General features: G+C 67.9%; 21 protein-coding genes and 1 tRNA gene. 14 read left to right on the forward strand and 8 right to left on the reverse strand.

Annotation, left to right across the window (positions count from 1 at the left end; translation table 11 throughout):
- Positions 1-65 precede the first annotated feature (65 nt).
- Positions 66-923, reverse strand: coding sequence for a thioredoxin (gene trxA, locus ACM0PY_RS04915; protein ID WP_069139614.1), 858 nt, complete (start codon positions 921-923; stop codon positions 66-68).
- A 257-nt stretch (positions 924-1,180) separates the two neighbouring features.
- Between trxA and ACM0PY_RS04920 the strand changes: the two genes are divergently transcribed.
- The 8 genes from ACM0PY_RS04920 (at position 1,181) to ACM0PY_RS04955 (ending at position 8,081) form a co-directional block, all read left to right on the forward strand.
- Complete coding sequence (locus ACM0PY_RS04920; protein WP_180884560.1) at positions 1,181-1,789, forward strand: DUF998 domain-containing protein; 609 nt, start codon at positions 1,181-1,183, stop codon at positions 1,787-1,789.
- A 105-nt stretch (positions 1,790-1,894) separates the two neighbouring features.
- Positions 1,895-4,537, forward strand: a complete 2,643-nt coding sequence (gene leuS, locus ACM0PY_RS04925; RefSeq protein ID WP_111201801.1) for a leucine--tRNA ligase — start codon at positions 1,895-1,897, stop codon at positions 4,535-4,537.
- A 137-nt stretch (positions 4,538-4,674) separates the two neighbouring features.
- The gene (locus ACM0PY_RS04930) at positions 4,675-5,259 is read left to right on the forward strand and encodes an LPS-assembly lipoprotein LptE (RefSeq protein WP_253137224.1); all 585 of its coding nucleotides are present in this window, start codon (positions 4,675-4,677) and stop codon (positions 5,257-5,259) included.
- Positions 5,260-5,271: 12 nt separating this feature from the next.
- Entirely contained in the window at positions 5,272-6,309 is a 1,038-nt protein-coding gene (gene holA / locus ACM0PY_RS04935; protein ID WP_049414424.1) for a DNA polymerase III subunit delta, read from the forward strand.
- Between the two features lie 3 nt (positions 6,310-6,312).
- Positions 6,313-6,978 carry a nicotinate-nucleotide adenylyltransferase gene (gene nadD, locus ACM0PY_RS04940; RefSeq protein WP_069139612.1) on the forward strand — a complete coding sequence of 222 codons (666 nt, stop codon included), beginning with the start codon at positions 6,313-6,315 and terminating at the stop codon, positions 6,976-6,978.
- 58 nt (positions 6,979-7,036) lie between these two features.
- Complete coding sequence (gene rsfS / locus ACM0PY_RS04945) at positions 7,037-7,447, forward strand: ribosome silencing factor (RefSeq protein ID WP_005410536.1); 411 nt, start codon at positions 7,037-7,039, stop codon at positions 7,445-7,447.
- A gap of 64 nt (positions 7,448-7,511) precedes the next feature.
- Positions 7,512-7,982: a 23S rRNA (pseudouridine(1915)-N(3))-methyltransferase RlmH gene (gene rlmH / locus ACM0PY_RS04950; protein WP_005418108.1), complete on the forward strand. Its 471-nt coding sequence runs from the start codon at positions 7,512-7,514 to the stop codon at positions 7,980-7,982.
- Between the two features lie 22 nt (positions 7,983-8,004).
- Positions 8,005-8,081, forward strand: a tRNA-Asn gene (locus ACM0PY_RS04955).
- A gap of 101 nt (positions 8,082-8,182) precedes the next feature.
- Here ACM0PY_RS04955 and arcD read toward each other — a convergent pair.
- From arcD to ACM0PY_RS04975, 4 genes are all read right to left on the reverse strand, one after another.
- Positions 8,183-9,604 (reverse strand): arginine-ornithine antiporter, encoded by a 1,422-nt coding sequence (gene arcD, locus ACM0PY_RS04960; protein ID WP_134972466.1) that lies wholly within the window; start codon positions 9,602-9,604, stop codon positions 8,183-8,185.
- A gap of 164 nt (positions 9,605-9,768) precedes the next feature.
- On the reverse strand, positions 9,769-12,558 hold the full coding sequence (locus ACM0PY_RS04965) for a TonB-dependent receptor (protein ID WP_134972465.1): 2,790 nt from the start codon (positions 12,556-12,558) through the stop codon (positions 9,769-9,771).
- 196 nt (positions 12,559-12,754) lie between these two features.
- Entirely contained in the window at positions 12,755-13,405 is a 651-nt protein-coding gene (locus tag ACM0PY_RS04970) for an energy transducer TonB (RefSeq protein ID WP_235646709.1), read from the reverse strand.
- A 215-nt stretch (positions 13,406-13,620) separates the two neighbouring features.
- A complete protein-coding gene (locus tag ACM0PY_RS04975) occupies positions 13,621-14,358 on the reverse strand; it encodes an SIMPL domain-containing protein (RefSeq protein ID WP_111126989.1) in 738 nt (245 codons plus the stop codon).
- Between the two features lie 130 nt (positions 14,359-14,488).
- Between ACM0PY_RS04975 and ACM0PY_RS04980 the strand changes: the two genes are divergently transcribed.
- Genes ACM0PY_RS04980 through tldD form a run of 4 tightly spaced genes read left to right on the forward strand, consistent with a single transcriptional unit; the run spans position 14,489 to position 21,969 of the window.
- Positions 14,489-15,097, forward strand: a complete 609-nt coding sequence (locus ACM0PY_RS04980; protein ID WP_065179231.1) for a Maf family nucleotide pyrophosphatase — start codon at positions 14,489-14,491, stop codon at positions 15,095-15,097.
- On the forward strand, positions 15,090-16,577 hold the full coding sequence (rng, locus tag ACM0PY_RS04985; RefSeq protein ID WP_005418079.1) for a ribonuclease G: 1,488 nt from the start codon (positions 15,090-15,092) through the stop codon (positions 16,575-16,577). Before ACM0PY_RS04980 ends, rng begins: the two co-directional genes overlap by 8 nt.
- 30 nt (positions 16,578-16,607) lie before the next feature.
- Entirely contained in the window at positions 16,608-20,465 is a 3,858-nt protein-coding gene (locus ACM0PY_RS04990; protein WP_180884565.1) for a YhdP family protein, read from the forward strand.
- A gap of 58 nt (positions 20,466-20,523) precedes the next feature.
- The gene (tldD, locus tag ACM0PY_RS04995; protein ID WP_099485977.1) at positions 20,524-21,969 is read left to right on the forward strand and encodes a metalloprotease TldD; all 1,446 of its coding nucleotides are present in this window, start codon (positions 20,524-20,526) and stop codon (positions 21,967-21,969) included.
- A 41-nt stretch (positions 21,970-22,010) separates the two neighbouring features.
- Here tldD and yjgA read toward each other — a convergent pair whose 3' ends face one another.
- Positions 22,011-22,598 (reverse strand): ribosome biogenesis factor YjgA, encoded by a 588-nt coding sequence (gene yjgA, locus ACM0PY_RS05000; RefSeq protein WP_005418075.1) that lies wholly within the window; start codon positions 22,596-22,598, stop codon positions 22,011-22,013.
- A gap of 68 nt (positions 22,599-22,666) precedes the next feature.
- Here yjgA and pmbA point away from each other — a divergent pair, with 68 nt between their 5' ends.
- Positions 22,667-24,034 carry a metalloprotease PmbA gene (pmbA, locus tag ACM0PY_RS05005; RefSeq protein WP_134972648.1) on the forward strand — a complete coding sequence of 456 codons (1,368 nt, stop codon included), beginning with the start codon at positions 22,667-22,669 and terminating at the stop codon, positions 24,032-24,034.
- Positions 24,035-24,121: 87 nt separating this feature from the next.
- Complete coding sequence (locus ACM0PY_RS05010) at positions 24,122-24,493, forward strand: DUF4870 domain-containing protein (RefSeq protein WP_061479648.1); 372 nt, start codon at positions 24,122-24,124, stop codon at positions 24,491-24,493.
- Between the two features lie 75 nt (positions 24,494-24,568).
- On the opposite strand, the gene ACM0PY_RS05015 is transcribed toward ACM0PY_RS05010, so the two are convergent.
- Both ACM0PY_RS05015 and ACM0PY_RS05020 read right to left on the reverse strand, forming a co-directional pair.
- Positions 24,569-25,447: a polyprenyl synthetase family protein gene (locus tag ACM0PY_RS05015; protein ID WP_061479647.1), complete on the reverse strand. Its 879-nt coding sequence runs from the start codon at positions 25,445-25,447 to the stop codon at positions 24,569-24,571.
- On the reverse strand, positions 25,437-25,697 hold the full coding sequence (locus tag ACM0PY_RS05020) for an exodeoxyribonuclease VII small subunit (protein WP_005410522.1): 261 nt from the start codon (positions 25,695-25,697) through the stop codon (positions 25,437-25,439). Before ACM0PY_RS05020 ends, ACM0PY_RS05015 begins: the two co-directional genes overlap by 11 nt.
- Between the last annotated feature and the right edge of the window lie 8 nt (positions 25,698-25,705).

Consider the following 25,705-nt stretch of genomic DNA (forward strand, 5'->3'; position numbering starts at 1 on the left):
GGCCACCAGCGCGGGCATTATTGCCCGCGTTCAGTGCAGGGATTCTGAACGGAGCGGGTTCCCGTTCAGAACAGCAGCGACGCCATCCTGCGGCGGTACTGGCCGACCAGGTCCTCGTCGGAGATCACATTGAAGGCGTCGATCAGCGCCTTGCGCGGCAGGCCCTCCTCGAATCCGCGGTCGATCCGCAGCATTTCCAGGAACTGGGCCAGCGCGGCCTCGTCATGACCGCCGAGCAGCAGTTGCACGCCGCGCAGGTGGCGGGCCTTGAGGTCCTTGCCGTCAGCGGCGATGCGTGCGTCCAGTACCTCGGCGGCCGGTGCATCCTTCAGCGCGGCGGCGAAGGCCAGGCGGGCGCGGGCACGCACGGCGCGGTCGTCGGTGGCCAGGTTGGCAGGCAGGCCGTCGATCAGGGTGCCTGCCTCGTCCACGCCACCGATCTGCAGCAGGGCCAGGGCCAGGTCGAGCTTCAGTTCATCCTTGTCCGGCTCGGCGGCGATCTGCGCACGCAGCACATCGACCTGCGCCTGCGGATCCAGCGGGGTGTCATCTTCGGGGACAGCATCGCCCACATCGGCCGGTACGATGCCGTGCTGGGCCAGGAACTCACGCAGCTGGCCTTCCGGAATGGCGCCGGGGAAGCCGTCCACCAGCTGGCCGCCCTTGACCAGGAACACGGTCGGCACCGAGCGGATCTGGAAGGCCGCAGCGATCTGCTGTTCCTTGTCGACATCGACCTTGGCCAGCTCGAACGCACCGTTGTACTCGGCAGCCAGCTTTTCCAGCATCGGGCCGAGGGTCTTGCACGGCCCGCACCAGGTGGCCCAGAAGTCGACCAGCACCGGCGTCTGCAGCGACTTCTGCAGGACTTCGGCCTCGAAGGTCGCAGTGGTGGCGTCGAATACGTAGGTCGTCTCGGTCATGGGGAAAGCATCGCTTGGCATCTGGAGACCGATTCTATGGTGACGATCGATGTCCGTCTCAACCCTGCCATCACATTGCGCGCGACGGCCTCGGGGGCGTGGCACGCAGTACAGCTCGTGGATCGCCCGCTTTCCGCAGCTGACCGGCGTAGTGGTCGAGGTGCGCCGGAAGTACCCGGCCTCGGCCGCGTGCTTGGCGCACCGCGTCGCTGCCGCGACAATGCGCTGATCCATTCTTTTCCGGGTGACTGCGCGCAATGTCCATGGTCCGGCTTGATCGTTGGTTGGGACTGCTTGCCGCAGTCGTGTTCGTCCTGGCTGTGTCTGGCTTCGGTGCCGGCCTGGAGGGTTATGCACAGGCCCGCCACCCGGTGGCGCTGCTGGGGGCGCGGGGCGTACCGCATGCGCTGGCCTTCAATCTGCTTGGCTTCGTGCTGCCCGGCGTGCTCGCTGCGGTGGTGGCTGAGCGCCTGCGCCGCAGCCTGCCCGCCACTGCCGGCTGGGCACCGAGGGTCGGCAGCCAGATGCTGCTGCTGGCTGGCCTGGGCTTTGCCGCGATGGGCTTGCTGCCGCTGGACGTGGACGATCTGCATGGGCCGGCCGGCCAGCGGCATTCCAGTGCCTGGATGATCTGGGTGCTGGGCTTCGTCGCCGGGACCCTGTTGCTGGGCACGACACAGCTGCGTCAGGCGCATGGCCGCGCCCTGGGCGCCCTGGGCGCCCTGGCCCTGGGCTGCGGCGTGCTGGCTGCGGTGGCCGCGTTTGCCCTGCAGGGCGTGCTGCCGGCGCCGCTGGCACAACGGCTGGCGTTTGCCTGCTGGGTGGTCTGGCTGGCCACCGCACTGCCGCTGTCGCGCCAACGCTGAGACGGCGCCCGGGGCATCGCGGCGCCCACCCCCAGCAGGCAGGATTGGAGACGTTTGCCGCACTGCGGTACGCTGTACCGCTTTGCCGCCGCATCCGCGTGTTCCATGACCAGCGCTGAAACCAACGCCTACGACCCGCAGCAGGTTGAATCCGCCGCCCAGCAGTACTGGGACGCCACCCGTGCCTTCGAGGTCGACGAGACCTCGGACAAGCCGAAGTACTACTGCCTGTCGATGCTTCCGTACCCGTCCGGTGCGCTGCACATGGGCCACGTGCGCAATTACACGATTGGCGACGTGATCAGCCGCTACAAGCGTATGACCGGCCACAACGTGCTGCAGCCGATGGGCTGGGACGCGTTCGGCCTGCCGGCGGAAAATGCCGCGATCAAGAACAAGACCGCGCCGGCGGCGTGGACCTACAAGAACATTGACCACATGCGCAGCCAGCTGAAATCGCTGGGCTATGCCATCGACTGGTCGCGCGAGTTCGCCACCTGCCGTCCGGACTATTACGTCCACGAGCAGCGCATGTTCACCCGCCTGATGCGCAAGGGCCTGGCCTATCGCCGCAACGCGGTGGTGAACTGGGACCCGGTCGACCAGACCGTGCTGGCCAACGAGCAGGTCATCGACGGCCGCGGCTGGCGCTCCGGTGCGCTGGTGGAGAAGCGTGAGATCCCGCAGTGGTTCCTGCGCATCACCGACTACGCCCAGGAACTGCTGGATGGCCTGGACGAGCTGGACGGCTGGCCGGAATCAGTCAAGACCATGCAACGCAACTGGATCGGCCGCTCGGAGGGCCTGGAAATCCAGTTCGACGTGCGCGACGTCGATGGTGGCGTGCTGGATCCGCTGCGCGTGTTCACCACCCGCCCGGACACGGTGATGGGCGTGACCTTCGTGTCGATCGCCGCCGAACACCCGCTGGCGCTGCACGCGGCGAAGAACAATCCGGAACTGGCCGCGCTGCTGGCCGACCTGAAGCAGGGCGGTGTGTCCGAGGCCGAGCTGGAGACCCAGGAAAAGCGCGGCATGGACACCGGCCTGCGCGCGCTGCACCCGGTCACCGGCGAGCCGGTCCCGGTGTGGGTCGCCAATTTCGTGCTGATGGGCTACGGCACCGGTGCGGTGATGGCGGTGCCGGGCCATGACCAGCGCGACAATGAAGTGGCCAACAAGTACGGCCTGCCGATCAAGCAGGTCATCGCGCTGAAGGACCCGCGCACTGAAGAAGAACGCAACTGGGACGGCAGCCGCTGGCAGGACTGGTATAGCGACAAGAACCGTGCGTTCGAACTGGTCAACTCGGCCGAATTCGACGGCTTGGACTTCCAGGGCGCGTTCGAAGCGCTGGCCGAACGTTTCGAGCGCAAGGCCCAGGGCCAGCGCCGCGTCAACTACCGCCTGCGTGACTGGGGCGTGAGCCGCCAGCGCTACTGGGGCTGCCCGATTCCGGTGATCTACTGCGCCAAGTGCGGTGCGGTGCCGGTGCCGGAGGAGCAGCTGCCGGTGGTACTGCCGGAGGACGTGGCGTTCTCCGGGACCGGTTCGCCGATCAAGACCGACCCGGAATGGCGCAAGACCACCTGCCCGGAATGCGGTGGCGCCGCCGAGCGCGAGACCGACACCTTCGACACCTTCATGGAGTCGAGCTGGTACTACGCCCGCTACACCTCGCCGGGTGCCCGTGACGCCGTCGACAAGCGCGGCAACTACTGGCTGCCGGTCGACCAGTACATCGGTGGCATCGAGCACGCGATCCTGCACCTGATGTATTTCCGCTTCTACCACAAGCTGCTGCGCGACGCGCGGATGGTGGACAGCAACGAGCCGGCGCGCAACCTGCTGTGCCAGGGCATGGTGATCGCCGAGACCTACTACCGCCCGAATCCGGACGGTTCGAAGGACTGGATCAACCCGGCCGATGTGGAAGTGCAGCGTGACGAGCGCGGCCGCATCACTGGCGCCACCCTGATCGCCGACGGCCAGCCGGTGGTGGTCGGTGGCACCGAGAAGATGTCCAAGTCGAAGAACAACGGCGTGGACCCGCAGGCGATGGTCGGCAAGTACGGCGCCGACACCGTGCGCCTGTTCTCGATGTTCGCCGCGCCGCCGGAGCAGTCGCTGGAGTGGAACGAGGCCGGCGTGGACGGCATGGCGCGCTTCCTGCGCCGCCTGTGGGCCCAGGTGCAGAAGCATGCTGCCGACGGTGCCGCCCCGGCGCTGGACGTTGCAGCACTGGATGCCAACCAGAAGGCGCTGCGCCGCAAGACCCATGAAACCATCGGCAAGGTCGGTGACGACTACGGCCGCCGCCACAGCTTCAATACCGCCATCGCAGCGGTGATGGAGCTGATGAACGCGCTGGCCAGGTTCGAGGACGACAGCGAGCAGGGCCGCGCGGTGCGCCAGGAAGCGCTGCAGGCCGTCGTGCTGCTGCTGAACCCGATCACGCCGCATGCCAGCCACGCCCTCTGGCAGGTGCTGGGCCATGGCGAGACGCTGCTGGAAGACCAGCCGTTCCCGCAGGCCGACAGCAGTGCGCTGGTACGCGATGCGCTGACCCTGGCGGTGCAGGTCAACGGCAAGCTGCGCGGCACCATCGAGGTGGCGGCCGATGCCGCGCGCGAGCAGGTCGAGGCGCTGGCGCTGGCCGAGCCCAACGCGGCCAGGTTCATGGAAGGCCTGACGGTGCGCAAGATCATCATCGTCCCGGGCAAGATCGTGAACATCGTCGCCGCCTGATGTACCTCGCACCGGCCACCCGCGCGGTGGCCGGTGCCTTTCCAGAAGCAGGGCCGGGTGCTTGATGGCCCTGCATTCACGCGGCTTCGGGCACGCTGTGTGTTGCCGTGATCGCCCGGCTCCGCCAGACTGTCTCCATGACCCGAATCCTGCTTGCCCTCGTTCTTGTCCTCGGCCTTGCCGGCTGCGGCTTCCATCTGCGCAACAAGCTGATGCTGCCGACCGACACCGCCCCGGTGAAGGTGGTCTCCACCGCCCCGTACAGTGAACTGGTCAAGCTGCTCAATCGCAGCCTGCTGGCCTCCGGTGCCAGGCTGGCCGATGAGGACAGCAAGGAACCCAGTACCCAGCTGCAGGTGTTGTCCGAGCGCTGGGGTGACCTCCCGATCGCCATCGACTCGCAGGGTCGTGCGCAGGAGTACAGCCTGCGCTATGCGGTGATCTTCATCTTCCGCCGCGAGGATGGAAGCGAACTGGTGCCGCAGCAGGTGATCGAACTGTCACGCGACTACGTGTCGCCGCCGACCTACGCCACCGGCACCACCACCGAACGCGAAATCCTGGCCACGGAGCTGCGCCGGGAAATGTCTGCCTCGATCATCCGCCGTATCGACAGCGTGGTCCGCGCCGAGATCGAGAAGGGGGGCAGCCTGTCCGCGCCGAAGGCCAAGCCGATCGAGGGCGCGGTGCCGGCAGAGCCGGCCGCCGCCGTCAAGCACTGAGCGGCAGCGACGATGGAACTGCGTCCGGAGCAGCTGGCCAGCCAGGGCGCTGACACCGCGTTGGCGCCGGTATACCTGATCGCAGGCCCGGAAACACTGCGCGTGCTGGAGGCCGCAGATGCCATCCGCGCGCGTGCGCGCGCCTCGGGCATCGGCGAACGCGAAGTGTTCGACGCCGACGGGCGTGATTTCGACTGGAACCAGCTTGACGCCAGTTTCAATGCGCCCAGCCTGTTCAGCGCCCGCCGCCTGGTCGAGGTGCGCCTGCCCAGCGGCAAGCCGGGCAAGGAGGGCGCCGAGGTGATCAGCCAGTTCTGCGCCAACCCGGCGCCGGACGTGGTGTTGATGATCACCGCCAATGAATGGAGCAAGGCCCACCAGGGCAAGTGGGCCGAGGCGGTCAGCCGCATCGGCGTGCTGTCGGTGGCATGGGCGATCAAGCCGCACGAACTGCCGGACTGGATCGAGCGCCGCCTGCGCGGCAAGGGCCTGCGTGCCGACCCGGCTGCCGTGCAGCGCCTGGCCGAGCGGGTGGAGGGCAACCTGCTGGCCGCCGCCCAGGAAATCGACAAGCTGGCGCTGTTGGCCGACGGCCAGCCGTTGGATGTGGAACGGATGGAGTCGCTGGTGGCTGACGCTGCCCGCTACGACGTGTTCCGCTTGGTGGAGGCGACGTTCTCCGGCCAGCCGCCGGCGGTGCTGCGCATGCTGGCCGGCCTGCGCGGTGAAGGGGAGGCGGTGGCCGCATTGATGCCGATCGTGATCCGCGAACTGCTGGCGGGCGCAGGCCTGGCCCGCGTGCAGGCGCGTGGTGGCAACCTGGCCGCTGAAATGAAATCGCGCGGCATCTGGGAATCGCGGCAGGCGCCTTACAAGCGCGCGCTGCAGCGGCACCCGGAAGGCAAGCGCTGGGAGCGCTTCGTGGCCGAGGCGGGGCTGGTCGACCGCATTGCCAAGGGGCGCGCTGACGGCGACGCCTGGCTGGCGCTGGAACGCCTGCTGGTGGCCGTGGCCGAGCCGCGTGCCGTGCGCCTGCTGGCGCGGGCCTGAGTGATGAGCCTGCGGATCTACTACGGGGGCACCTTCGATCCGGTGCACCTCGGGCACCTGGCGATCGCGCGTGCGGCCCGTGATGAACTGCAGGTCGCCGTGCGCATGCTGCCGGCCGCCGATCCGCCGCACCGCGCGGTGCCCGGTGCCACCGCTGAGCAGCGCTGCACGATGTTGTCGCTGGCCATCGGCGACGAGCCGGGGCTGCTGCTGGACCGTCGCGAATTGGATCGTGCCACCCGCTGCCCCGGTCGCCCGTCGTACACCGTCGACACCCTGCGCGAGCTGCGTGGCGAGCTGGGCCCGAGCCGGCCGCTGGCCTGGCTGGTGGGCGCCGACAGCCTGCTGGGGCTGTCCGGCTGGCACGAATGGGAGGCCCTGTTCGATCTGGCTCACTTCGTGGTGGCCGAACGACCGGGCAGTCCGTTGCAGGCGTCGATCGATGGCGAGCTGGGGCGCGCCCTGCAAGGGCGCTGGGCCGACAATGAGCAGGCCCTGTTCGCCAGCCCGGCCGGGCGCATCCTGCGCCTGCACCACCCACTGCGCGAGGAATCGGCCAGCGCCGTGCGCTCGCAGATTGCCGCTGGCGGTCCCTGGCGCGCACTGCTGCCACCGGCCGTGGCCGACTATGTCGCTGCACACGGGCTGTACCGCCCGGCCACGGCGTGAATGGCGCGGCCGCGCCATCCCCGTATAATCGCCCCCACGTTTATCGAGTCGATCCACTTTGAGCAACCAGACCCAGCCCCAGACCATCAAGGTCGATCTGCCCAGCCCGCCGCCGTCCGTGCCGGAACTGCTGGCCAGCGTCCGCCAAGCCACCGAAGACCTGAAGGCCAAGGACCTGGTCGAGATCGACGTGCGCGGCCGGTCCAGCGTTGCCGATTACATGATCGTCGTTTCAGGCACCTCGACCCGCCACGTCAAGTCGATTGCCGATGAAGTCGTGCGCTTCGCCAAGAACCTGGACGTGATGCCACTGGGCGTGGAAGGCGAGCGCGAGGCCGAGTGGGTGCTGGTCGACCTGGGCGACGTGATCGTCCACGTGATGCTGCCGCGCGTGCGTGAGTTCTACGCCCTCGAGCGCCTGTGGACCGTCGGCGACCAGCCGCCGTCCAGCGACGACGAAGTGGCCTGAGCCACACGATGATGCATCCCTTCGACGGCGCCGATGGCGCCGTCGACGTTTTGGAGGACCGCTGATGAAAGCCCGCCTGATCGCCACCGGTGAACGCGCCCCCAGCTGGGTCGCGCAGGGCTTCGCCGAGTACCAGAAGCGGCTGTCGCATTGGCTGCCGTTCGAGCTGGTGGAAATCGAACCCGGCCTGCGCGGCAAGGGGCGCGATCCGCGCCGTGCCACCGAGGATGAAGGCAAGCGGGTCATCGCCGCGCTGCCGAAGAACGCTTACGTGGTGGCACTGGACGTGCCGGGGCGGCAGTTGAGTTCCGAGCAGCTGGCGCAGCGCCTGGAGCATTGGCGCGGGCAGGGCCGGGACCTCGCGTTCCTGATCGGTGGCCCGGAAGGGCATTCGCCAGAGGTCTCCGCGCTGGCCGACGAAAAGTGGTCGATCGGACCGCTGACGCTGCCGCACATGCTGGTGCGTCTGGTGGTGGCCGAGCAGCTGTATCGGGCTGCCGCAATGATTGCCAATCACCCCTACCATCGCGCGTGAAGAGTGGTTATACTAGTCGTCTGCCCGAATAGCTCAGCCGGTTAGAGCACTTGACTGTTAATCAGGGGGTCGTTGGTTCGAGTCCAACTTCGGGCGCCACCTTGCAAAACCTGCATCGCGAGATGCAGGTTTTTTTTTGCCGTGTTGTGGCGGCGAGCCCATGCTCGGCTGCATCCTCCAAGCCGGGCACGCGCTCGGCGCTACAGCGTGATCCGGCCCTTCCAGAACGCTGCCAGCGTGGCGATCGCTACTGCCAGGATCGCGCCGAACAGCGCCCACTCCCAGCGCGTGAAAACCGGCTCGCCGCGCTGGCGCCGGGTCTGCGCAAACAGTACAACGCCGGGCACGTACAGCAGCACCGACAGCAGCAGGTTGTTCAGGCCACCGGCATACACCAGCCACAGCGCGTAGGCGCTGGCCAGCAGCGCGACCACGAAATCGCGCCAGCGCACGCGTGGCTCACCCGCGTAGGACTGCCCGCGCCAGGCCAGTTGCACGCCGAACGCGGTGGACAGGAAGTAGGGCACCAGGCTCATCGATGCGGCCAGCAGCACCAGGCCGGTGTAGCTGCCCGCATTGAACAGCACCAGCAGCAGGAACAACTGGATCAGCCCGTTGCTCAACCACAACGCATTGGCCGGCACGCCACGCGCATTCTCGCGTCCCAGGAAGGCGGGCATCGTGCCGTCGCCAGCGGCGGCATACAGCACTTCGGCACACAGCAGCACCCAGGCCAGCAGCGCGCCCAGCACCGAAATGATCGAACCGGCGATGATCACCGTCGCGCCCCATTCGCCGACGATGGCGCGCAGCACGTAGGCCATCGACGGGTTGGGCAGCCCGGCCAGTTCGGCCTGCGACAGCACGCCCATCGACAGCAGGCTGACCAGGACCAGCAGCAGCCAGACCCCCAGGAAACCGATCACCGTGGCACGGCCGACGTCGGCACGGCGCGCGGCTCGCCGCGAATAGATGCTGGCGCCTTCGATGCCGATGAACACCCACACGGTGACCAGCATCATGCCGCGCAGTTGCTGGCCGAGGTCGCCGAGCGCAGGCGTGCCGAAGAAGTCGGCGCGGAACACCTCCATGCGGAACGCGCCGGCGGCCAGCACCAGGAACAGTGCGATGGGCAGCAGCTTGGCCACCGTCACCAGACCGTTGACGATGGCGGCGGTGCGCAGGCCGCGCAGCACCAGCAGGTGGACGGTCCACAACAGTACGGACGAAGCGGCCACGGCGGCTGGCGTGTTGCCTTCGCCGAACACCGGCATGAAATGGCCCAGGCCGCTGAAGATCAGCACGAAGAAGCTGGCATTGCCCAGTACCGAAGCAACCCAGTAGCCCCACGCCGCGGAGAAGCCGATGTAGTTGCCGAAGCCTTCGCGTGCATATGCGTAGATGCCGGTGTCCAGGTCCGGACGGCGGTTGGCCAGGGCCTGGAACACGAAGGCCAGCATCAGCATGCCGGCGCCACTGACGGCCCAGCCGATCATCGCGGCGGCCGGACCGGCACTGCGCGCGACGTTCTGCGGCAGCGAAAAGATACCGGCGCCGACCATCGAGCCGACTACCAGTGCAGTCAACGCCGGCAGGCCGAGGCGTTGCGATGTCGTGGCCATTGAGATCCCCTGCGGCCCGGATGCCGCGAGCACACCCTAGCCATGTACTCGTGAACATGGCTGCAAGGCCGGGTGTGCGGGAGCCGGCATGGACAACGAACAGCCAGGAAACGACGAAGGCCCGGGCAACAGCCCGGGCCTTCGAAGCAAACACAGCAGCGGGATTATTTGAACGTGTACTTGGCGCCGACAGTGAAGTACCGGCCAATCGCACCACTGAAGTGCAGCGGGTTGTAATTGACTGCACCATAAGTGCTCGGGTCGAGCGGCGCAATGCGGTCGAACACGTTCTGCACCGAAGCGTTCAGCTCGAAGGCTTCGGTGATGTTCCAGCGGCCGGACAGATCGAAGGTGGTGAACGAGGAGATCTTCTCTACCGGCTCGCCGTCTTCATAGAAGGCCAGGTAGTCACCGCCGCGGCGGTCCTTGTTCTCCAGCTTGCTGATGTAGTTGGCCACGCCGCTGATGCTCCACGGGCCCTGCTTCCAGGTGGTGCCGAAGTTGATGCGGTCCTTCGGCGTGCCGATGCAGTTGGTCACGTCGCAGTTGCCGTGGGTGCCCACATAGTCGACGGTGGTATCACCCTCGGTGCGCTCGAACTTGAGCACGTGGCTCCACTGCAGGTCCATTTCCAGCTGGCCCGGGCCGATGTCGAAGGTCTGGCGGATGTCGGTGTCGATGCCGCGGACGCGCGAGGAGTTGGCATTCACGTAGGCGGTATTGACGGCCAGGATGGTGCCGCTGTTCGCGACTCCGCCGATGTTGTTGGCATCGCGGAGAACGTTGCCCGCGGCGATGGCGTCGGCGGTGCTGCCCTGCGCGATTTCGTTGGTGCGCTTGATTTCCCACGCATCCACAGTCAGCGAGGTGGTCGAGGTTGGCTGCAGAACGATGCCCACCGAGTAGCTCTTGGACTCTTCCGGCTTCAGGTCCTTGTTCGGCCGCGTGATGATCGCCACCGAGCGCGCGGTGCATTCGTTGGCCGGGTCGATGGCGCAACGCACCGGATCGCGGGCGTTGGAGAAAGCGGCCAGGCCACCGTCACCGTTCTCGGCCGGGTTCGGCGCACGGAAGCCTTCAGCGTAGCTGGCGCGCAGTGCGATCCAGTCGGCCGGGGTCCACTTCACGCCCAGCTTCGGCGTGGCCTTGCCTTCGCCGCTTTCGTACTTGTCGTAGCGGACCGCAGCGCTCAGCTCCAACTGCTCCAGCACCGGTGCGGACAGTTCGGCGTAGCCGGCATACACATTCTGCGTGCCGTCGTAGGCCGAGTAGCCCAGGCCGATGATCTGGCCGATATCGGTGAAGGTCTGCGGCGTCAGGCTGTTGCTCGTCTTGCGCCACTCCGTACCGAAGGCCAGGCCCAGCGGACCGCCCTTGAGATCCATCAGGCTGCGCGAGATGGTGAAGTCGAACATGTCCAGGCTCGACTTGGCACGCGCGCTGATGGTCGGGCTGATGGCATCGTAGACCGACTGCGGCGTCTGCGAGGCATTGTCGCCGATGCGCCAGGTGCCATAGGGGCAGGCCGGATTGCCCAGCACGCAGCGTACTGCGTCATAACGCAGGAAACCCGTGCGCTTGTTGACCAGGTCGGTGCCGGAATGCAGGTAGGCGGTGTCGTAGCTCCAGTCGCCCCAGTTGCCCTTGACACCCACCAGGAAGCGGTTGAACTCATTGGTATTATCGGTCACGCGCGGGCCCACGTCCCACGCGCTGTAACGCAGGCGGGCCGCGGTGGGCAGCGGGTTGTCCGGATGACCTGCATACAGCTGGGTCGCACCGGCACCGCTGTTGGCGTTGACAGGGCCGCCAGGGTAGCCCCAGCCGCCGGATACGCCGGATGGCGTATTGCTGAAGATCGTTTCCTTCTTCGAGTAACCGATCTCGGTATAGACCTCGCCGCCTTCACCAAACGCGAAGCTGGCGCGGCCGAACACGTTCACGTACTTCTCTTCCGGGCTCAGGTCGCGGTACTGCTGCGCCGGATCCCACAGGCAACCCTGGGCCTGCGCGGTCGCGTCACTCTGCCCGGGAATCGTGGTCAGCCCGGCGCAGCCCGGCAGGGCAACCAGATGACCGGTGGCATCGAACACCGAACCATTGGGACCCACGCCGCCGGCGGTACCGCCCGACAGGTAGGCGCCGCCCAGGAACTGCGCGTCTGCAGCGTCGTAACCCCAGCGACGGATATCGCCGGTGCCGATCCACTTGCGGTTCTTGCGGTCGCTGATCTTGATCGCGTCGGTCTTGCCGACGTCCAGGCTGAAGAACGCATTCCAGCCATCGCTGGACAGGTCGCCGGTGCCGGCAGTGAGGGTCGCCTTCTTCGCGTCGCCATCGCCGTCACCGGAAATGCCGTAGGAACCGCGCAGGATGGCGCCTTGGAAGTCGCTGCGCAGGATGATGTTGACGACGCCGGCGATGGCGTCGGAGCCATAGATCGCCGAGGCGCCGTCCTTGAGCACTTCCACGCGCTCGACGGCATCGAGCGGGATGGTGCTGAGGTCGGTGAAGACCTTCTGGCCGTCATCGGCCAGGCCGTAGGTGGCCATGCGGCGGCCGTTCAACAGCACCAGCGTCGAGCCGGCGCCCAGGCCACGCAGCGAGATGCCGGCGCCGCCACCGGCGAAGCCGTTGCCGAAGGTCTTGGGAATGGAGCCTGCGCCGTCGGCGGTCAGGGTCTGCAGGTACTCGGCGACCGTGGTCTTGCCGGTCCGGTCGATTTCCTGGCGGGTCACCACCTGCACCGGCGACGGTGTCTCGGTGTTGGTGCGCGGGATGTTGGAGCCGGTGACCGTGATGCGGTCGAGGTTGGTGGCCTGCTCCTGTGCAAAGGCTGAGGAAGAAGCCGCGGCGCCGACCAGCAGCAGGGTGCTGCCAGCAAGGATATGGGTGATGGACGATGCCAGGGTGGTGCGGCGGCGGCTGGCGGGCCGTTGGATCGGGTGTTTCACAGCTTCTCTCCTAACTGGAAAACCGTAGCGTTGAGGGCTGTCGCCGGATCGATACCGGGACGCGCCAATCTAGGTTTCCAGCAGGTGACGAAGACGTGAATTTTTGCTTAATCAGTAACGCTTGGCTCGGGCATGTCCGCATTTGCCGGGCAGTGGCAGGGGGGCGGCCCGGCGCGAGGCCGGGCCGGTGGGACGCTCAGTCCGGCAGCGAGAACTGCACCGGCACCATGCCGATGGCCGGGACCGCTACGCCGTCACGCTGGGCAGGCTCGAAGCGCCAGTGCTTGAGCACCTGCTGGCGGGCGGCCTGGTCCAGGTTGCGCGAGCCGCTGCTGCGCTCGACGCTGACCGCGACCGGCTGGCCACGGGTGTCCACTTCCACCCGCAGCAGCACCGTGCCCTGTTCGTGGTTGCGCAGGGACTGGATCGGATAGGTCGGCGGCGGAGCGCTGCGGTACTGCAGCTGGGCGCCGGCCAGCGGGGTGGAGGTGTCGATGCTGGGCGCCAATTGCGGCGGAGCCGGTTCGGCGGCCGGCAATACGATGCCCTGGGTCTCTTCCACGGTCGCGGTGGGCGCGGGCAGTGGCGGTACCACCGGCTGCGTCCGCGGCTTCGGTACCACCTGGACGATCTCTTTTGGCGGGACCGGAACCGGCGGCGCCGGCGGTGGCGGGATCCTCTCGATCAGCCGGACCGGCGTCTTTTCACGCGGGGCCTGCACGGCCTGGTAGGTCGCAGGGATGAGCAGCAACAGGAAGGCCAGCAGGTGCAGGGCGATCGCTGCACTCCAGGCGGCTACGCGGGCGGGGTCGAAGTGCGGGGATGCAACGGGATAGGTACGAACCATGATCCACCTCCATGCCAGTGACGAAGTCCTCAACGCACCAGGGTCCGTGGCGGGGTTGCCGCACGCGGCTGGCAGTTCATCAGTAGCGCGGCATGGCGGCCACTGCCTAGAGGCAGGGGCATGCGCGTTGGGCTGGCCTTCAGCCAACGCCGCCGGAATACACGAAAAAGGCGGGCCCCTGCGGGACCCGCCTGTGTCGGCCGTGCCGGGCGCGATCAGCGGCCCAGTTCGAACACCACCTCCAGGTTGACCGAGACGGTCGATTCACCCGGTGCGACCGGGGTGGCCTTGTCCATCGCCGCGCCGGCGGCCATGGTGCGCATCATCGGCATCGGGCGGAAACCGCCGTTGCTGTTCTCGGAAATGCTGACGATGCGGCGCACCTGCAGGCCCAGCGACCTGGCATAGGTCTGGGCGCGGGCCTGGGCCTTCTTCAGGGCGGCCAGGCGGGCTTCGTCATAGACCGGTTCGGGCTGGTCGATCTCAAACTGCGGACCGTTGATCTGGTTGGCACCCTGCGCGGCCAGCGCGTCGAGCACCTTGCCGAGCTTGGCGATGTCGCGGACCTTCAGGCTGACCGTGTTGCTGGCCTGGTAGCCGGTGATCTTCGGTGCCTCATTGTCGGCATAGCGGTACTGCGGGTTGAGGCTGACGCCGCTGGTCTGCACGTCGCGCTCGGCGATGCCGGCGGCCTTGATCGCGGCCAGCACCTTGTCCATCTGCTGGGCGTTCTGGCGCATGGCGCTGTTGCCGTCGGCTGCCTGGGTGACCACACCGGCCGACAGGGTGGCAACGTCCGGCACGCGGGTGGCCTCGGCATTGGCCGAGATGTTCAGCAGGGTGCCTTCGGCCGCGGCGGCGATCGACGGCGACGACGGAGCGGCATGAGCAGTCATCGAGGTTCCAAGGGCGAGGGACAGGGCAAGCAGCAGCGGGGTGGCGGTCAGGCGCATGGGATCTCCTTGTTGTGCCGGTGAGGGTGGTGTCGTAGCGATGAACGCGCTGTGAGCCTGATCGGGGTTGTACGCGTTCCGTAACGGGTTGCCGACGATTCAGGTGGCGGCCTCAGGTTATGCTGTGCCGATGCTCTATCTTGCTTCCCGCTCCCCCCGACGCAACCAGCTGCTGGCCCGACTCGGACGCCCCTTCCAGGCCCTTGACCTAGAGGTCGTCGAGCAGCGCGCGGCCACTGAAAGCGCCGAACAGTATGTATGCCGGGTCGCCGCCGACAAGGCGCGCGCCGGGCTGGCCCGGGTGCTGGCCGACGACCCGCAGGCGCGGGTGCTTGGTTCGGATACCGAGGTCGTGCTGGATGGCGAGGTCTTCGGCAAGCCGGTCGATGCCGCTGACGCGCGGGCGATGCTGGCGCGGCTGGCCGGGCGCACCCACCAGGTGATGACCGCCGTGGTGGTGGTCGGTGCGGGCGGCCTGGACAGCGAGCTGGTCATTTCCGAGGTGACCTTCGCCCCGATCGACGCCGCCGACATCGCCGCCTATGTCGCCACCGGCGAGCCGCTGGACAAGGCCGGTGCCTATGCCATCCAGGGCGGGGCCGAACGCTGGATCGAACATCTTTCCGGCAGCTACTCCGGCGTGATGGGGCTGCCGCTGCTGCATACCGATCGTCTGCTGGCGCGCTGTGGCGTGCCGGTCCCCACTGCCGATGCCGCCAGGGAGGCTGCCGATGTCTGAGGAAATCCTGGTCAATGTGACCCCGCGCGAGACCCGGGTCGCGGTGATCGAAAACGGCATGCTGCAGGAACTGCACATCGAGCGCGGTTGGCGCCGTGGCGTGGTCGGCAACATCTACAAGGGCAAGGTGCAGCGGGTCATGCCCGGCATGCAGGCCGCCTTCGTCGAAGTCGGCCTGGAGCGCGCCGCGTTCCTGCACGCCAACGACGTGGTGCGCCCGGCGCCGGTGGCCAGCGCCGACACCGAGAACACCACCCTGCCGCCGCCGGCCAGCGTGCCGATCGTCGAGCTGCTGCGTGACGGCCAGGACATCGTGGTGCAGGTGGTGAAGGACCCGATCGGCACCAAGGGCGCCCGCCTGACCACGCAGATCAGCATTCCCTCGCGCTACATGGTGCTGCTGCCGCAGTCCAAGGTAGTGGGCGTGTCGGCGCGCATCGAGGACGAAACCGAGCGCGCCCGCCTGAAGGCGCTGGTGACCGAACTGTCGGCACAGCATGGTGGCTACGGTTACATCGTGCGGACCAACGCCGAAGGGCAGCCGGCCGAGGCCATCGCCGAGGACATCGCCTACCTGTCGCGCGTGTGGAACGTGGTCGAGCGCCGCGGCCGCGAAGCGCCGTCGTGCAGCATCATCTATGAAGACCTGAGCCTGCCGCTGCGGTCCGTGCGCGACCTGATCCGCAAGGACGTGGACAAGGTGAAGGTGGACTCGAAGGAGACGTTCGGCCAGTTGCAGGCTTTCGTCGCCAAGTACATGCCGGTGCTGGCCGAAAAGCTGGAGCTGTATTCCGGCGACCGCCCGATCTTCGACATGTTCGGCGTGGAAGACGAGATCGGCCGCGCGCTGGACAAGCAGGTGCCGCTCAAGTCCGGTGGCTACCTGGTGATCGACCAGACCGAGGCGATGACCACCATCGACGTCAATACCGGCTCGTTCCTCGGCCAGCGCAACCTGGAAGAGACGGTGTTCCGCACCAACCTGGAAGCGGCGCAGGCAGTGGCGCGTCAGCTGCGGCTGCGCAACCTGGGCGGCATCATCATCATCGACTTCATCGATATGGATGATGCAGAGCATCGCCGTCAGGTGCTGCGCACGCTGGAAAAGGCGCTGGCCCGCGACCATGCCAAGACCACGGTGTACGACTTCTCGCCGCTGGGCCTGGTGGAAATGACCCGCAAGCGCACGGTGGAAAGCCTGGAGCGCCAGCTGTCGGAGACCTGCCCGCAGTGCAGTGGCCGCGGCAGCATCAAGACCACCGAGACGGTGACCTACGAGATCTTCCGCGAGATCACCCGTGCCGTGCGCCAGTTCGATGCCGCGCGCCTGCTGGTGATCGCATCGACCAAGGTCGTCGCGCGCATCACCGATGAGGAATCCTCGGCGGTGGCCGAGCTGGAAGAGTTCCTCGGCAAGAGCATCCGCTTCCAGGCGGACGAGCAGTACCTGCAGGAGCAATTCGATGTCGTTCTGCTCTGATCCTCGCCGGCTGCAGGCCGGCGGTGGCCGATGAGCGCGCCGCCGCGCCTGCGACTGCGAAGGATCCGCCGTCATTTCATTGCCGCCTGTGCGGTGGGCCTGGTCGGGCTTGCACTGCTGGTGGGTACCTTCAGCCAGCTGCTGCCGCTGGCCGAGCGTCATCCCGACAGGATCGCCGCCTGGCTGAGTGAGCGGGCCGGCCAGCCAGTGCGTTTCGAGCAGCTGCAGACGACCTGGACCCGTCGTGGCCCGCTGCTGCAGCTGAAGGGCCTGCGCATCGGTGCCGGGCAGGGCCTGGCGATCGGCGAGGCCGAGGTGCTGGTATCGATGTACAGCGGGCTGCTGCCCGGGCGCTCGCTGACCGAATTGCGCCTGCGTGGCCTGGCCCTGGACCTGCAGCAGGGCGAAGACGGACGCTGGTCGGTGCGCGGGTTGCCGCAATCCGACAACGGGGGGGATCCGCTGGATGGGTTGCGCCGGCTCGGCGAGCTGCAGGTGATCGGCGGCCGCCTGGGCGTGCACGCGCCGGGGATCGGCATCGACACCACGCTGCCGCGCATCGACCTGCGCATGCGGGTCAATGGTGATCGCCTGCGCGTGGGTGTACGCGCCTGGGCGCAGGCCGAAGCGCTGCCGCTGACCGCGGTACTGGACGTGGACCGCATGCGCGGCAACGGCCAGGCCTGGCTGGGTGCCGACCCGGTCGATTTCCATGCCTGGTCGCCCTTGCTGGCGGCCGGCGGCGTGCGCCTGCGCGAGGGCAAGGGCGAGCTGAACCTGTGGCTGACCCTGCGTGATTTCGCGCCGGTCGCGCTGACCACCGATTCGGACCTGCGGGACGTGCGCGTCGACGGTGCACCGATGCCCGGCGTGGCAGCGCCGCAGCTGCAGCTGCAGCGGCTGCAGGCCCGCCTGCGCTGGCAGCGCCAGGCCGATGGCTGGGCGTTGCAGGTGCCGCGCCTGCGCCTGAAGACCGAAGATGGCGCACAGCAGCTCGATGGCCTGCAGCTGCAGGTCGGCAAGCAGCTGCGGGTGAACGCCGGTGCGGTGCAGGTCGGTACCGCGCTGCGCGGGCTGGCCCTGAGCAATCTCCTTGAACCGGGTCTGCGGCGCTGGCTGTTCCTGTCCAGGCCGCAGCTGGACGTGCGCGCGTTGCAGCTGTCGGGCGAACACGATGGCCCCCTGTGGGCGCAGGGTGAACTGCAGTCGCTGGGTTTCGCCAGCGTGGGCAACTCGCCCGGCCTGCGCGGCCTGGGCGGGCGCTTTGAAGGCGACGCCGATGGCTTCAGCCTGCAGCTGCAGCCGCAACGGCAGCTGCAGTTCGATTGGCCGACCGGCTTTGGCGTGCGGCATGACCTGCATCTGGCCGGACAGGTCGTGGGGTGGCGCGACGAGGGCGGCGGTTGGCGGATCGGAACGCCGGCGATGCGCGTGGAAGGCACCGACTACGCGGCCGACGTGCGCGGCGGCGTCTGGTTCCAGGGCGACGGTACGCGGCCGTGGCTGCAGCTGGCCGCCAAGCTGGACGACGTGCCGATGACGGCGGCCAAGCGCTTCTGGATCCACTCCAAGATGAGCAAGGGCGCCACCGACTGGCTGGACATGGCGCTGGCTGGCGGCCAGGTGCGTGGTGGTGTCGGCCTGGTCACCGGTGACCTGGACGACTGGCCGTTCGACAACAATGATGGCCGCTTCGAGGCCACCGGCCACATCACCAATGGCGACATCCGCTTCCAGCACGACTGGCCGCTGATGAGCCAGGTCGACGCCGACATCGCCTTCATCGGCCCTGGCTTCGACATGCGTGGACGGGGTGATCTTGCCGGCGTGGCGGTACAGAAATTCGAAGCGGGCATTCCGGACTTCGGGCACCAGCCGTTGTACGTACGTGCCGACGCGCCGAGCGAGGCCGGCAAGCTGCTGGCGATGCTGCGCCAGAGCCCGTTGCACAAGGATTACGGCGATACCCTGGACAATCTGGTGGCCAGTGGTCCGGCCCATGTGACCTTCGATCTGCTGCAGCCGCTGCATCAGGACGAGGGCGAGGGCCACCTGCAGGGCACGGTCGATCTGGCCGGCGTGAAGCTGGTCGACAAGCGCTTCCAGCTGACCTTTGACAACATGCACGGGCAGGCGCGCTACAGCAATGGCGGTTTCGGTGCCGAGGACCTGGCGGTGCGCCACCTCGGCCAGGAAGGACGGCTGAGCCTGCGTGCCGGCGGCTACGTGCACGACAGCACGCGCGCCTTCGAATCGCAGCTGACGGCCCGCCTTGATGCCGGGGTGCTGATCGACCGCGCACCGGAAATGACCTGGCTCAAGCCCTACATCACCGGCACTTCTGCGTGGACCATCGCGGTCAACCTGCCCAAGGTGGCCCCGGGCGCGCCCGCGCCGCCGAGTGAACTGCGGTTGAGTTCGGACCTGGTCGGCACCCGGCTGGACCTGCCGGCACCGCTGGACAAGCCGGCCGCCGAACCGCTGGCGACCACGGTGGCCGCGCAGTTGCCGATGGGCGCCGGCCGCATCGATGTGGCCTTCGGCCAGCGCCTGGCCCTGGCCGCACGCAGCCACAACAACCAGACCGGCGTGCAGGTCACGCTGGGCAGTGACCATGTTGATCGTGAGCCGCCGCCGAGCGGGCTGACGGTCAATGGCCGCAGCGCGACGCTGGATGCGCTGGAGTGGATCGGCCTGGCGCGGGGTGGCGGGGACGACGATGCGATGCCGCTGCGAGCGGTGGACGTCCAGGTTGGCCAGTTGAAGCTGATCGGCGGCGTGTTCGAGCAGACCCGGCTGCAGCTGCACCCGGGCTCACAGGCACTGGATGTGCGGCTGGACGGCCCGTCGCTGGCCGGACGCCTGACCGTCCCCAATGCGGACGGTGGCACGATCAGTGGCCAGCTTGACCGCGTGCACTGGCAGTCACTGCCGGCGGCACCGGGCGCGCCGGTTGCACCGGCGCGGGTACAGGCCGGTGCCAACGACATGGACCCGGCCAAGCTGCCGCCGTTCGCGCTGGACATTGCCGACCTGAAGTTCGGCAAGGTGGTGCTGGGCCAGGCGGTGCTGCGCACGCGACCGTTGGCCAATGGCCTGAACGTGGATGCGCTGCGTTTCCGTGCGCCGGACCAGGAGATCGACATCAGCGGTCGCTGGCTGGGCCGGACCGGTGGTGCCCGTACCGAGTTGACCGCACAGGTGCGCAGCGAGGATCTGGGTGGGTTGATGCGGAATCTTGATTACGGCGGCCAGTTGCGCGGCGGTTCCGGCCAGGCGCAGTTGCAGGCCTCGTGGAGCGGAGGCCCGTCGGACTTCCAGCTGGGCAACCTGCAGGGCAGTCTCGACCTGCACGCGCGCAATGGCCAGCTGCTGGAGCTGGAGCCAGGCGCCGGCCGCGTGCTGGGCCTGCTCAGCGTCGCGCAGCTGCCGCGGCGCCTGATGTTCGACTTCCGCGACTTTTTCTCCAAGGGCTTCGCGTTCAACCAGATCGACGGCAGCATGCAGTTCGGCCAGGGCATGGCGCGCACCGACAAGGTGCTGATCGAAGGCCCGGCGGCCAACATCACCATCCGTGGCCAGGCCGACCTGCGCAATCAGCGGTTCGACCAGACCATCGACGTCAACCCGCGCGCGGGCAACCTGCTGACCGTGGTCGGTGCGGTGGCCGGCGGCCCGGTGGGGGCCGCGCTGGGCGCGGCCACCAATGCGGTATTGTCCAAGCCGCTGGGCGAGATTGGCGCCCGAACCTACAAGGTGACCGGTCCATGGAAGGAGCCGAAGGTGGAAGTGATCGAGCGCAGCCGCGACAAGTCCCCATCACCGCCCGAGCCGGCGTCTGCACCGGGCATTCCGCCGACCGTCACCGACCTGCCGCGCTCGCGCTGAGCGCGGTTCCCTGTTCACGGGGCTTGCCTGAGCGCCCCCGCACCCCCAGATCGAAACCATGACTGATATCGCCCTGACGCTTGCCCAAGACCGCCTGCTGCGCCCCGGCGGCCTGGATACCGCTGGCCTGGAGCGCACCTTCGGCCAGTTGCTCGGCCCCGGTGTCGACTTCGGTGACCTTTATTTCCAGCACGCCCGCCGCGAGAGCTGGAGCGTGGAAGACGGCATCGTCAAGGACGGTGCCCATTCCATCGAGCAGGGCGTGGGCGTACGTGCGATTTCCGGCGAGAAGACCGGATTTGCGTACTCCGATGACATCCATGCCGACGCGCTGCTGGCGGCGGCGCAGTCGGCGCGCGCGATCTCGCGTGAGGGCGGTGCGCAGTCCGGGCGATCGCTGCTGCGCGGCAATGCGCGTGCACTGTACCCGGCGCTGGACCCGATCGATGGTATCGGCAACGAAGCCAAGGTCGAGGTGCTCAAGCGCCTGGATGGTTACCTGCGTGCCGCCGACCCGCGCGTGAAGCAGGTGATGGTGAGCCTGTCCGGCGGCGTCGATACGGTGCTGATCGCCCGCAGCGACGGTGTGCTGGCGGCCGATGTGCGTCCGCTGGTACGCCTGAATGTGCAGGTGATCGTCGAGCACAACGGCCGTCGCGAGTCCGGCTATGCCGGTGGCGGTGGCCGTTATGGCTACGAAGACCTGTTTGCCAGCGGCCGCCCCGAAGCCCTTGCCCAGGAAGCGCTGCGCCAGGCGCTGGTGAACCTGGAAGCGGTGCCGGCGCCGGCCGGCATGATGCCGGTGGTGCTCGGCCCGGGTTGGCCGGGCGTGCTGCTGCACGAAGCGGTCGGCCACGGCCTGGAAGGCGACTTCAACCGCAAGGGCACCAGCGTCTACGCCGGCCGCATCGGCGAGCGTGTGGCGGCACCGGGGGTGACCATCGTCGACGACGGCACCCTCGACGGCCGCCGCGGTTCGTTGAACATCGACGACGAAGGCCACCCCAGCCAGTGCACCCCGCTGATCGAGGACGGCATCCTGGTCGGCTACATGCAGGACAGCCTCAATGCGCGGCTGATGGGCATGGCGCCGACCGGCAACGGGCGCCGTGAATCGTTCGCGCACCTGACCATGCCGCGCATGACCAACACCTACATGCGCGCCGGCGAGCACGACCCGCAGGAGATGATCCGTTCGGTGAAGAAGGGCCTGTACGCGGTCAACTTCGGCGGTGGCCAGGTCGACATCACCAGTGGCAAGTACGTGTTCTCGGCCACCGAGGCCTACCTGATCGAGGACGGCCGCATCACCACGCCGGTGAAGGGCGCGACCCTGATCGGCAACGGCCCGGAAACCATGCAGAAGGTGCGCATGGTCGGCAATGACCTGGCCCTGGACGAGGGCGTGGGCATCTGCGGCAAGGACGGGCAGAGTGTGCCCGTGGGTGTCGGCCAGCCCTCGCTGTTGATCGAGGGCATCACCGTCGGCGGTACCCAGGCCTGAGCGTGGCGATGGCCACAGCAACCGCCCGGGCCGGCGCGGACTCAGTCCTCGTCGGCTTCGCCGGTCCCGATGTGGTCGGTGTCTTCGGCGCCGGCCTTCAGGCCCAGCGCGGCCGGCAGCATCAGGCCGCGCAGCACCTGGAAGATCTCGCGGTAAGCGCGCGGCGGCTTGTTCCTGGCCTTCTCGGCCTGCGCGTTGCGTACCAGCGTGCGCAGCTGCTGGCGGTCGGCCTGCGGATAGTCATCGAGCAGAGCGGCCAGCGCCTTGTCACCCTCGGCCAGCAGGCGGTCGCGCCAGTCTTCCACGCGGTGCATCATCGCCACTTCGCGGCGGCCGGTTTCGCTGTTGGCGTCCAGCGCATCGCGGATCGCATCCAGCGTGGCCTCTTCTTCGCGGCGCATGTGCTTGGCCAGGAACGCGAGTTGGCGCTTGTGGGCGATGTGGGCGGTGATGCGCTTGCACTCGGCGATGTGCGGCAGCAGGTCTTCCGGAATCGGCAGGCGCGCCAGCTGGGCCGGGGTCAGCGACACCAGCTTCTCACCCAGGGCCAGCACGTCGAGTGCATCGCGCCGGTTCTGGCTGCGGCTCTTGTCGTGGAATTCACCGGTTTCTTCGTCGCGTCCGCGCATCGTCCCTACCTGATTTCAAAAAAAGTCGCCCGGCGTGATGCCGGGCCCAACCCGTACAGGATAAAGCATTGAACGTGATCGCCCCTGAAGTGGCCGTCGGCGACGACAGCCTGGCCCGGCTGGAACGGCTGGCCGACCTCTCCCAGCAGCTGCTCGACCGCGCCCGCGCGCTGGGCGCCAGCCAGGCCGAGGTCAGCTGCAGCGAGGACCGCGGCCTGGAGGTCAATGTCCGCCTCGGCGAGGTCGAGACCGTGCAGTCCACCCGTGACCGTGGCATCGCCGTGACCGTCTATTTCGGGCAGCGCAAGGGCAGTGCCAGCACTGGCGACCTGAACGAGGCCAGCCTGGCCGCCACGGTCGAGCAGGCCTGCGCGATCGCCCGGCATACCGAGGATGACCCGGCCGCCGGCCTGGCCGAGGCCGCGCTGATGGCCACCGACTTCCCGGACCTGGATGGCTGGCACCCGTGGGCGCTGCAGGCCGATGAGGCGGTGGACCTGGCCCTGGCCTGCGAGGCGGCTGGCCGCGAGGCCGATGCGCAGATCCGCAATTCCGATGGCGCTTCCGTGTCGAGCATGCAGAGCCTGTCGGTGTACGCCAATTCGCACGGCTTCTTCGGCCGTGAGCGCGGCACCCACCATTCGATCGGTTGCGCGCTGATCGCCGGGCAGGGCGACGGCATGCAGCGCGATGGCTGGTATACCAGCGCGCTGGCGCAGGAGGACCTGGAAGACGTGGGTCTGGTCGGCCGCCGCGCCGCCGAGCGCACCGTGGCCCGCCTGCAGCCGCGTTCGTTGGCCACTGGCAGCATGCCGGTGCTGTTCGCCCCGGAAGTGGCGCGCAGCCTGGTCGGCCACCTGCTTTCGGCGGTGTCCGGCGGCGCGCTGTACCGCCAGGCCAGTTTCCTGCTGGACAGCGTCGGCCAGCGCCTGTTCCCGGAGTGGATGCAGATTGACGAACTGCCGCACCTGCGCCGCGGCCTGCGCTCGGCCGCCTTCGATGGCGACGGCGTGGCCACCCGTGCTTCGGCGCTGGTCCGTGACGGCGTGCTGCAGCGCTATGTGCTGGGCAGCTATTCGGCGCGCAAGCTGGGCCTGCAGACCACCGCCAATGCTGGCGGCGTGCACAACCTGCAGCTGGCGGCCAATGCCGGCTCGCTCGAAGAGATCGCCCGGCAGATGGGTGACGGCCTGCTGGTGACCGAGCTGATGGGGCAGGGTGTGAACGGTGTGACCGGCGACTATTCGCGCGGCGCCGGCGGCTTCCGTGTCGAGAACGGCGAGATCCAGTACCCGGTGGACGGCATCACCATCGCCGGCAACCTGCGCGAGATGTTCAGCAGCATCGAGGCGGTCGGCAGCGACGTCGACCCGCGCTCGCACATCCGGACCGGCTCGATCCTGCTGGGGCGGATGACCATTGCCGGTAATGATTGATGGCATCGATGGCGTAAGCTATGCCCGCCTGACGCATCCAGCTTGGTGCTGGTGGGTCAAGACCACCCAATGAAAAGGAGTTTTGTCGTGAGTGAATTCGATAACGTCCCGCCGCCGCCGGCAACCACCAATGCCCCGGCCGACCAGCGCACGATGGCGCTGGCCGCGCACCTGCTGGGCATCTTCACCGGTTTCATCGGTGCCCTGATCATCTGGCTGATCAACAAGGATGATGCGGGCAAGGGCTTCGTGACCGATCAGTCCAAGGAAGCACTTAACTTCCAGATTACCGTTGCCATCGCCGTGCTGGTCTGCGTAGTCCTCAGCTTCGTCGTCATCGGCGCCATCCTGATGCCGATCGTGTACGTGGCCAACCTTGTTCTGTGCATCATCGCCGCTGTGAAGGCCAACAACGGCGAAGCCTACCGCTACCCGTTCGCGCTGCGCCTGGTCAAGTAATACCGTCTGCGTGCGCAAACAGGAACGCCCGGCATTGCCGGGCGTTCCTGTTTGGCGCCAACGTCACGCCAGCGATCAGTGATCGCGTTCCACCGCCAGTGTTGCCAGCGCGCGCAGCGCATCGGCTTCTTCGCCATAGTCGGCCAGCGTGGCCTGCATGCGTGCGGCCAGTTCGCGCAGCTGCGCCTTCGCACCGTCCATGCCGAGCAGCGCGGGGAAGGTGCTCTTGTCCTGCGCCTGGTCCTTGCCGGCGGTCTTGCCCAGCTGTTCGGAACTGGCTTCGACATCGAGGATGTCATCGCGGACCTGGAAGGCCAGGCCGAGCGCGTCGGCGAAGCCGTCCAGCTGGGCCAGCTGTGGTTCGTGGGCCTGGCCGCACAGCGCCCCCATGCGCACCGCTGCGCGGATCAGCGCGCCGGTTTTCAGCGCATGCATGCGGGTCAGTGCCGCCAGCGTCTGCTGCTGGCCGGTGGCGTCGATGTCCAGCGCCTGGCCACCGCACATGCCGGAGGCGCCGGAGGCGTGGGCCAGGGTCTGCAGGCAGGCCACGCGCAGCGTGGCCGGCAGCGGCGCATCGGCCAGCAGACCGAAGGCGCGGGTCTGCAGGGCGTCACCGGCCAGGATCGCGGTGGCTTCGTCGAAGGCGATGTGGGTGGTCGGCTTGCCGCGTCGCAGCGCGTCATCGTCCATCGCCGGCAGGTCGTCGTGCACCAGCGAATAGGCGTGGATGAGCTCGACGGCCATCGCCGCTGCGTCAAGGTGTTCAGGCTGCGCGCCAAACAGATGGCCACTGGCGTACACAAGCAGCGGTCGCATGCGTTTGCCACCGCCCAGCACCGAATAGCGCATGGCCTGGTGCAGGCGCTGCGGTGCTTCGGCGGGCGAGGGCAGGGCGGCGTCGAGCTGGCTTTCGATACGGTCGCGCCAGCGCGCGAACAGAACCTCAGCCGTCATGGCTGGGCGGATCGAAAGGCTCGGATGCTTCCGGCTGCGCCGGATCGCTGAGCAGGCGCACGCGCAGTTCGGCCTGTTCCAGCGCCTGCTGGCACTGGCGGTACAGACCGACGCCGCGTTCGTAAGCACTGAGCGAGGCTTCCAGGCTCAGCTCGCCGGTTTCCATCTGCTCCACCAGCTGTTCCAGCGATTCGAGCGACTGCTCGAACTGGGCGACCGGGGAGGCGTTTTCAGGGGACTTCTTGGCCATGCGGCAAG

Origin of the sequence: Stenotrophomonas sp. BR163 (genome assembly GCF_047520985.2) — a bacterium.
GTDB classification, from domain to species: Bacteria; Pseudomonadota; Gammaproteobacteria; order Xanthomonadales; family Xanthomonadaceae; genus Stenotrophomonas; species Stenotrophomonas sepilia.

Coding starts and splice junctions, on each gene's coding strand:
- trxA (WP_069139614.1), bottom strand. CDS start 923: ATGACCGAGACGACCTACGTATTCGACGCCACCACTGCGACCTTCGAG.
- ACM0PY_RS04920 (WP_180884560.1), top strand. CDS start 1,181: ATGTCCATGGTCCGGCTTGATCGTTGGTTGGGACTGCTTGCCGCAGTC.
- leuS (WP_111201801.1), top strand. CDS start 1,895: ATGACCAGCGCTGAAACCAACGCCTACGACCCGCAGCAGGTTGAATCC.
- ACM0PY_RS04930 (WP_253137224.1), top strand. CDS start 4,675: ATGACCCGAATCCTGCTTGCCCTCGTTCTTGTCCTCGGCCTTGCCGGC.
- holA (WP_049414424.1), top strand. CDS start 5,272: ATGGAACTGCGTCCGGAGCAGCTGGCCAGCCAGGGCGCTGACACCGCG.
- nadD (WP_069139612.1), top strand. CDS start 6,313: ATGAGCCTGCGGATCTACTACGGGGGCACCTTCGATCCGGTGCACCTC.
- rlmH (WP_005418108.1), top strand. CDS start 7,512: ATGAAAGCCCGCCTGATCGCCACCGGTGAACGCGCCCCCAGCTGGGTC.
- arcD (WP_134972466.1), bottom strand. CDS start 9,604: ATGGCCACGACATCGCAACGCCTCGGCCTGCCGGCGTTGACTGCACTG.
- ACM0PY_RS04970 (WP_235646709.1), bottom strand. CDS start 13,405: ATGGTTCGTACCTATCCCGTTGCATCCCCGCACTTCGACCCCGCCCGC.
- ACM0PY_RS04975 (WP_111126989.1), bottom strand. CDS start 14,358: ATGCGCCTGACCGCCACCCCGCTGCTGCTTGCCCTGTCCCTCGCCCTT.
- ACM0PY_RS04980 (WP_065179231.1), top strand. CDS start 14,489: ATGCTCTATCTTGCTTCCCGCTCCCCCCGACGCAACCAGCTGCTGGCC.
- rng (WP_005418079.1), top strand. CDS start 15,090: ATGTCTGAGGAAATCCTGGTCAATGTGACCCCGCGCGAGACCCGGGTC.
- ACM0PY_RS04990 (WP_180884565.1), top strand. CDS start 16,608: ATGAGCGCGCCGCCGCGCCTGCGACTGCGAAGGATCCGCCGTCATTTC.
- tldD (WP_099485977.1), top strand. CDS start 20,524: ATGACTGATATCGCCCTGACGCTTGCCCAAGACCGCCTGCTGCGCCCC.
- yjgA (WP_005418075.1), bottom strand. CDS start 22,598: ATGCGCGGACGCGACGAAGAAACCGGTGAATTCCACGACAAGAGCCGC.
- ACM0PY_RS05015 (WP_061479647.1), bottom strand. CDS start 25,447: ATGACGGCTGAGGTTCTGTTCGCGCGCTGGCGCGACCGTATCGAAAGC.
- ACM0PY_RS05020 (WP_005410522.1), bottom strand. CDS start 25,697: ATGGCCAAGAAGTCCCCTGAAAACGCCTCCCCGGTCGCCCAGTTCGAG.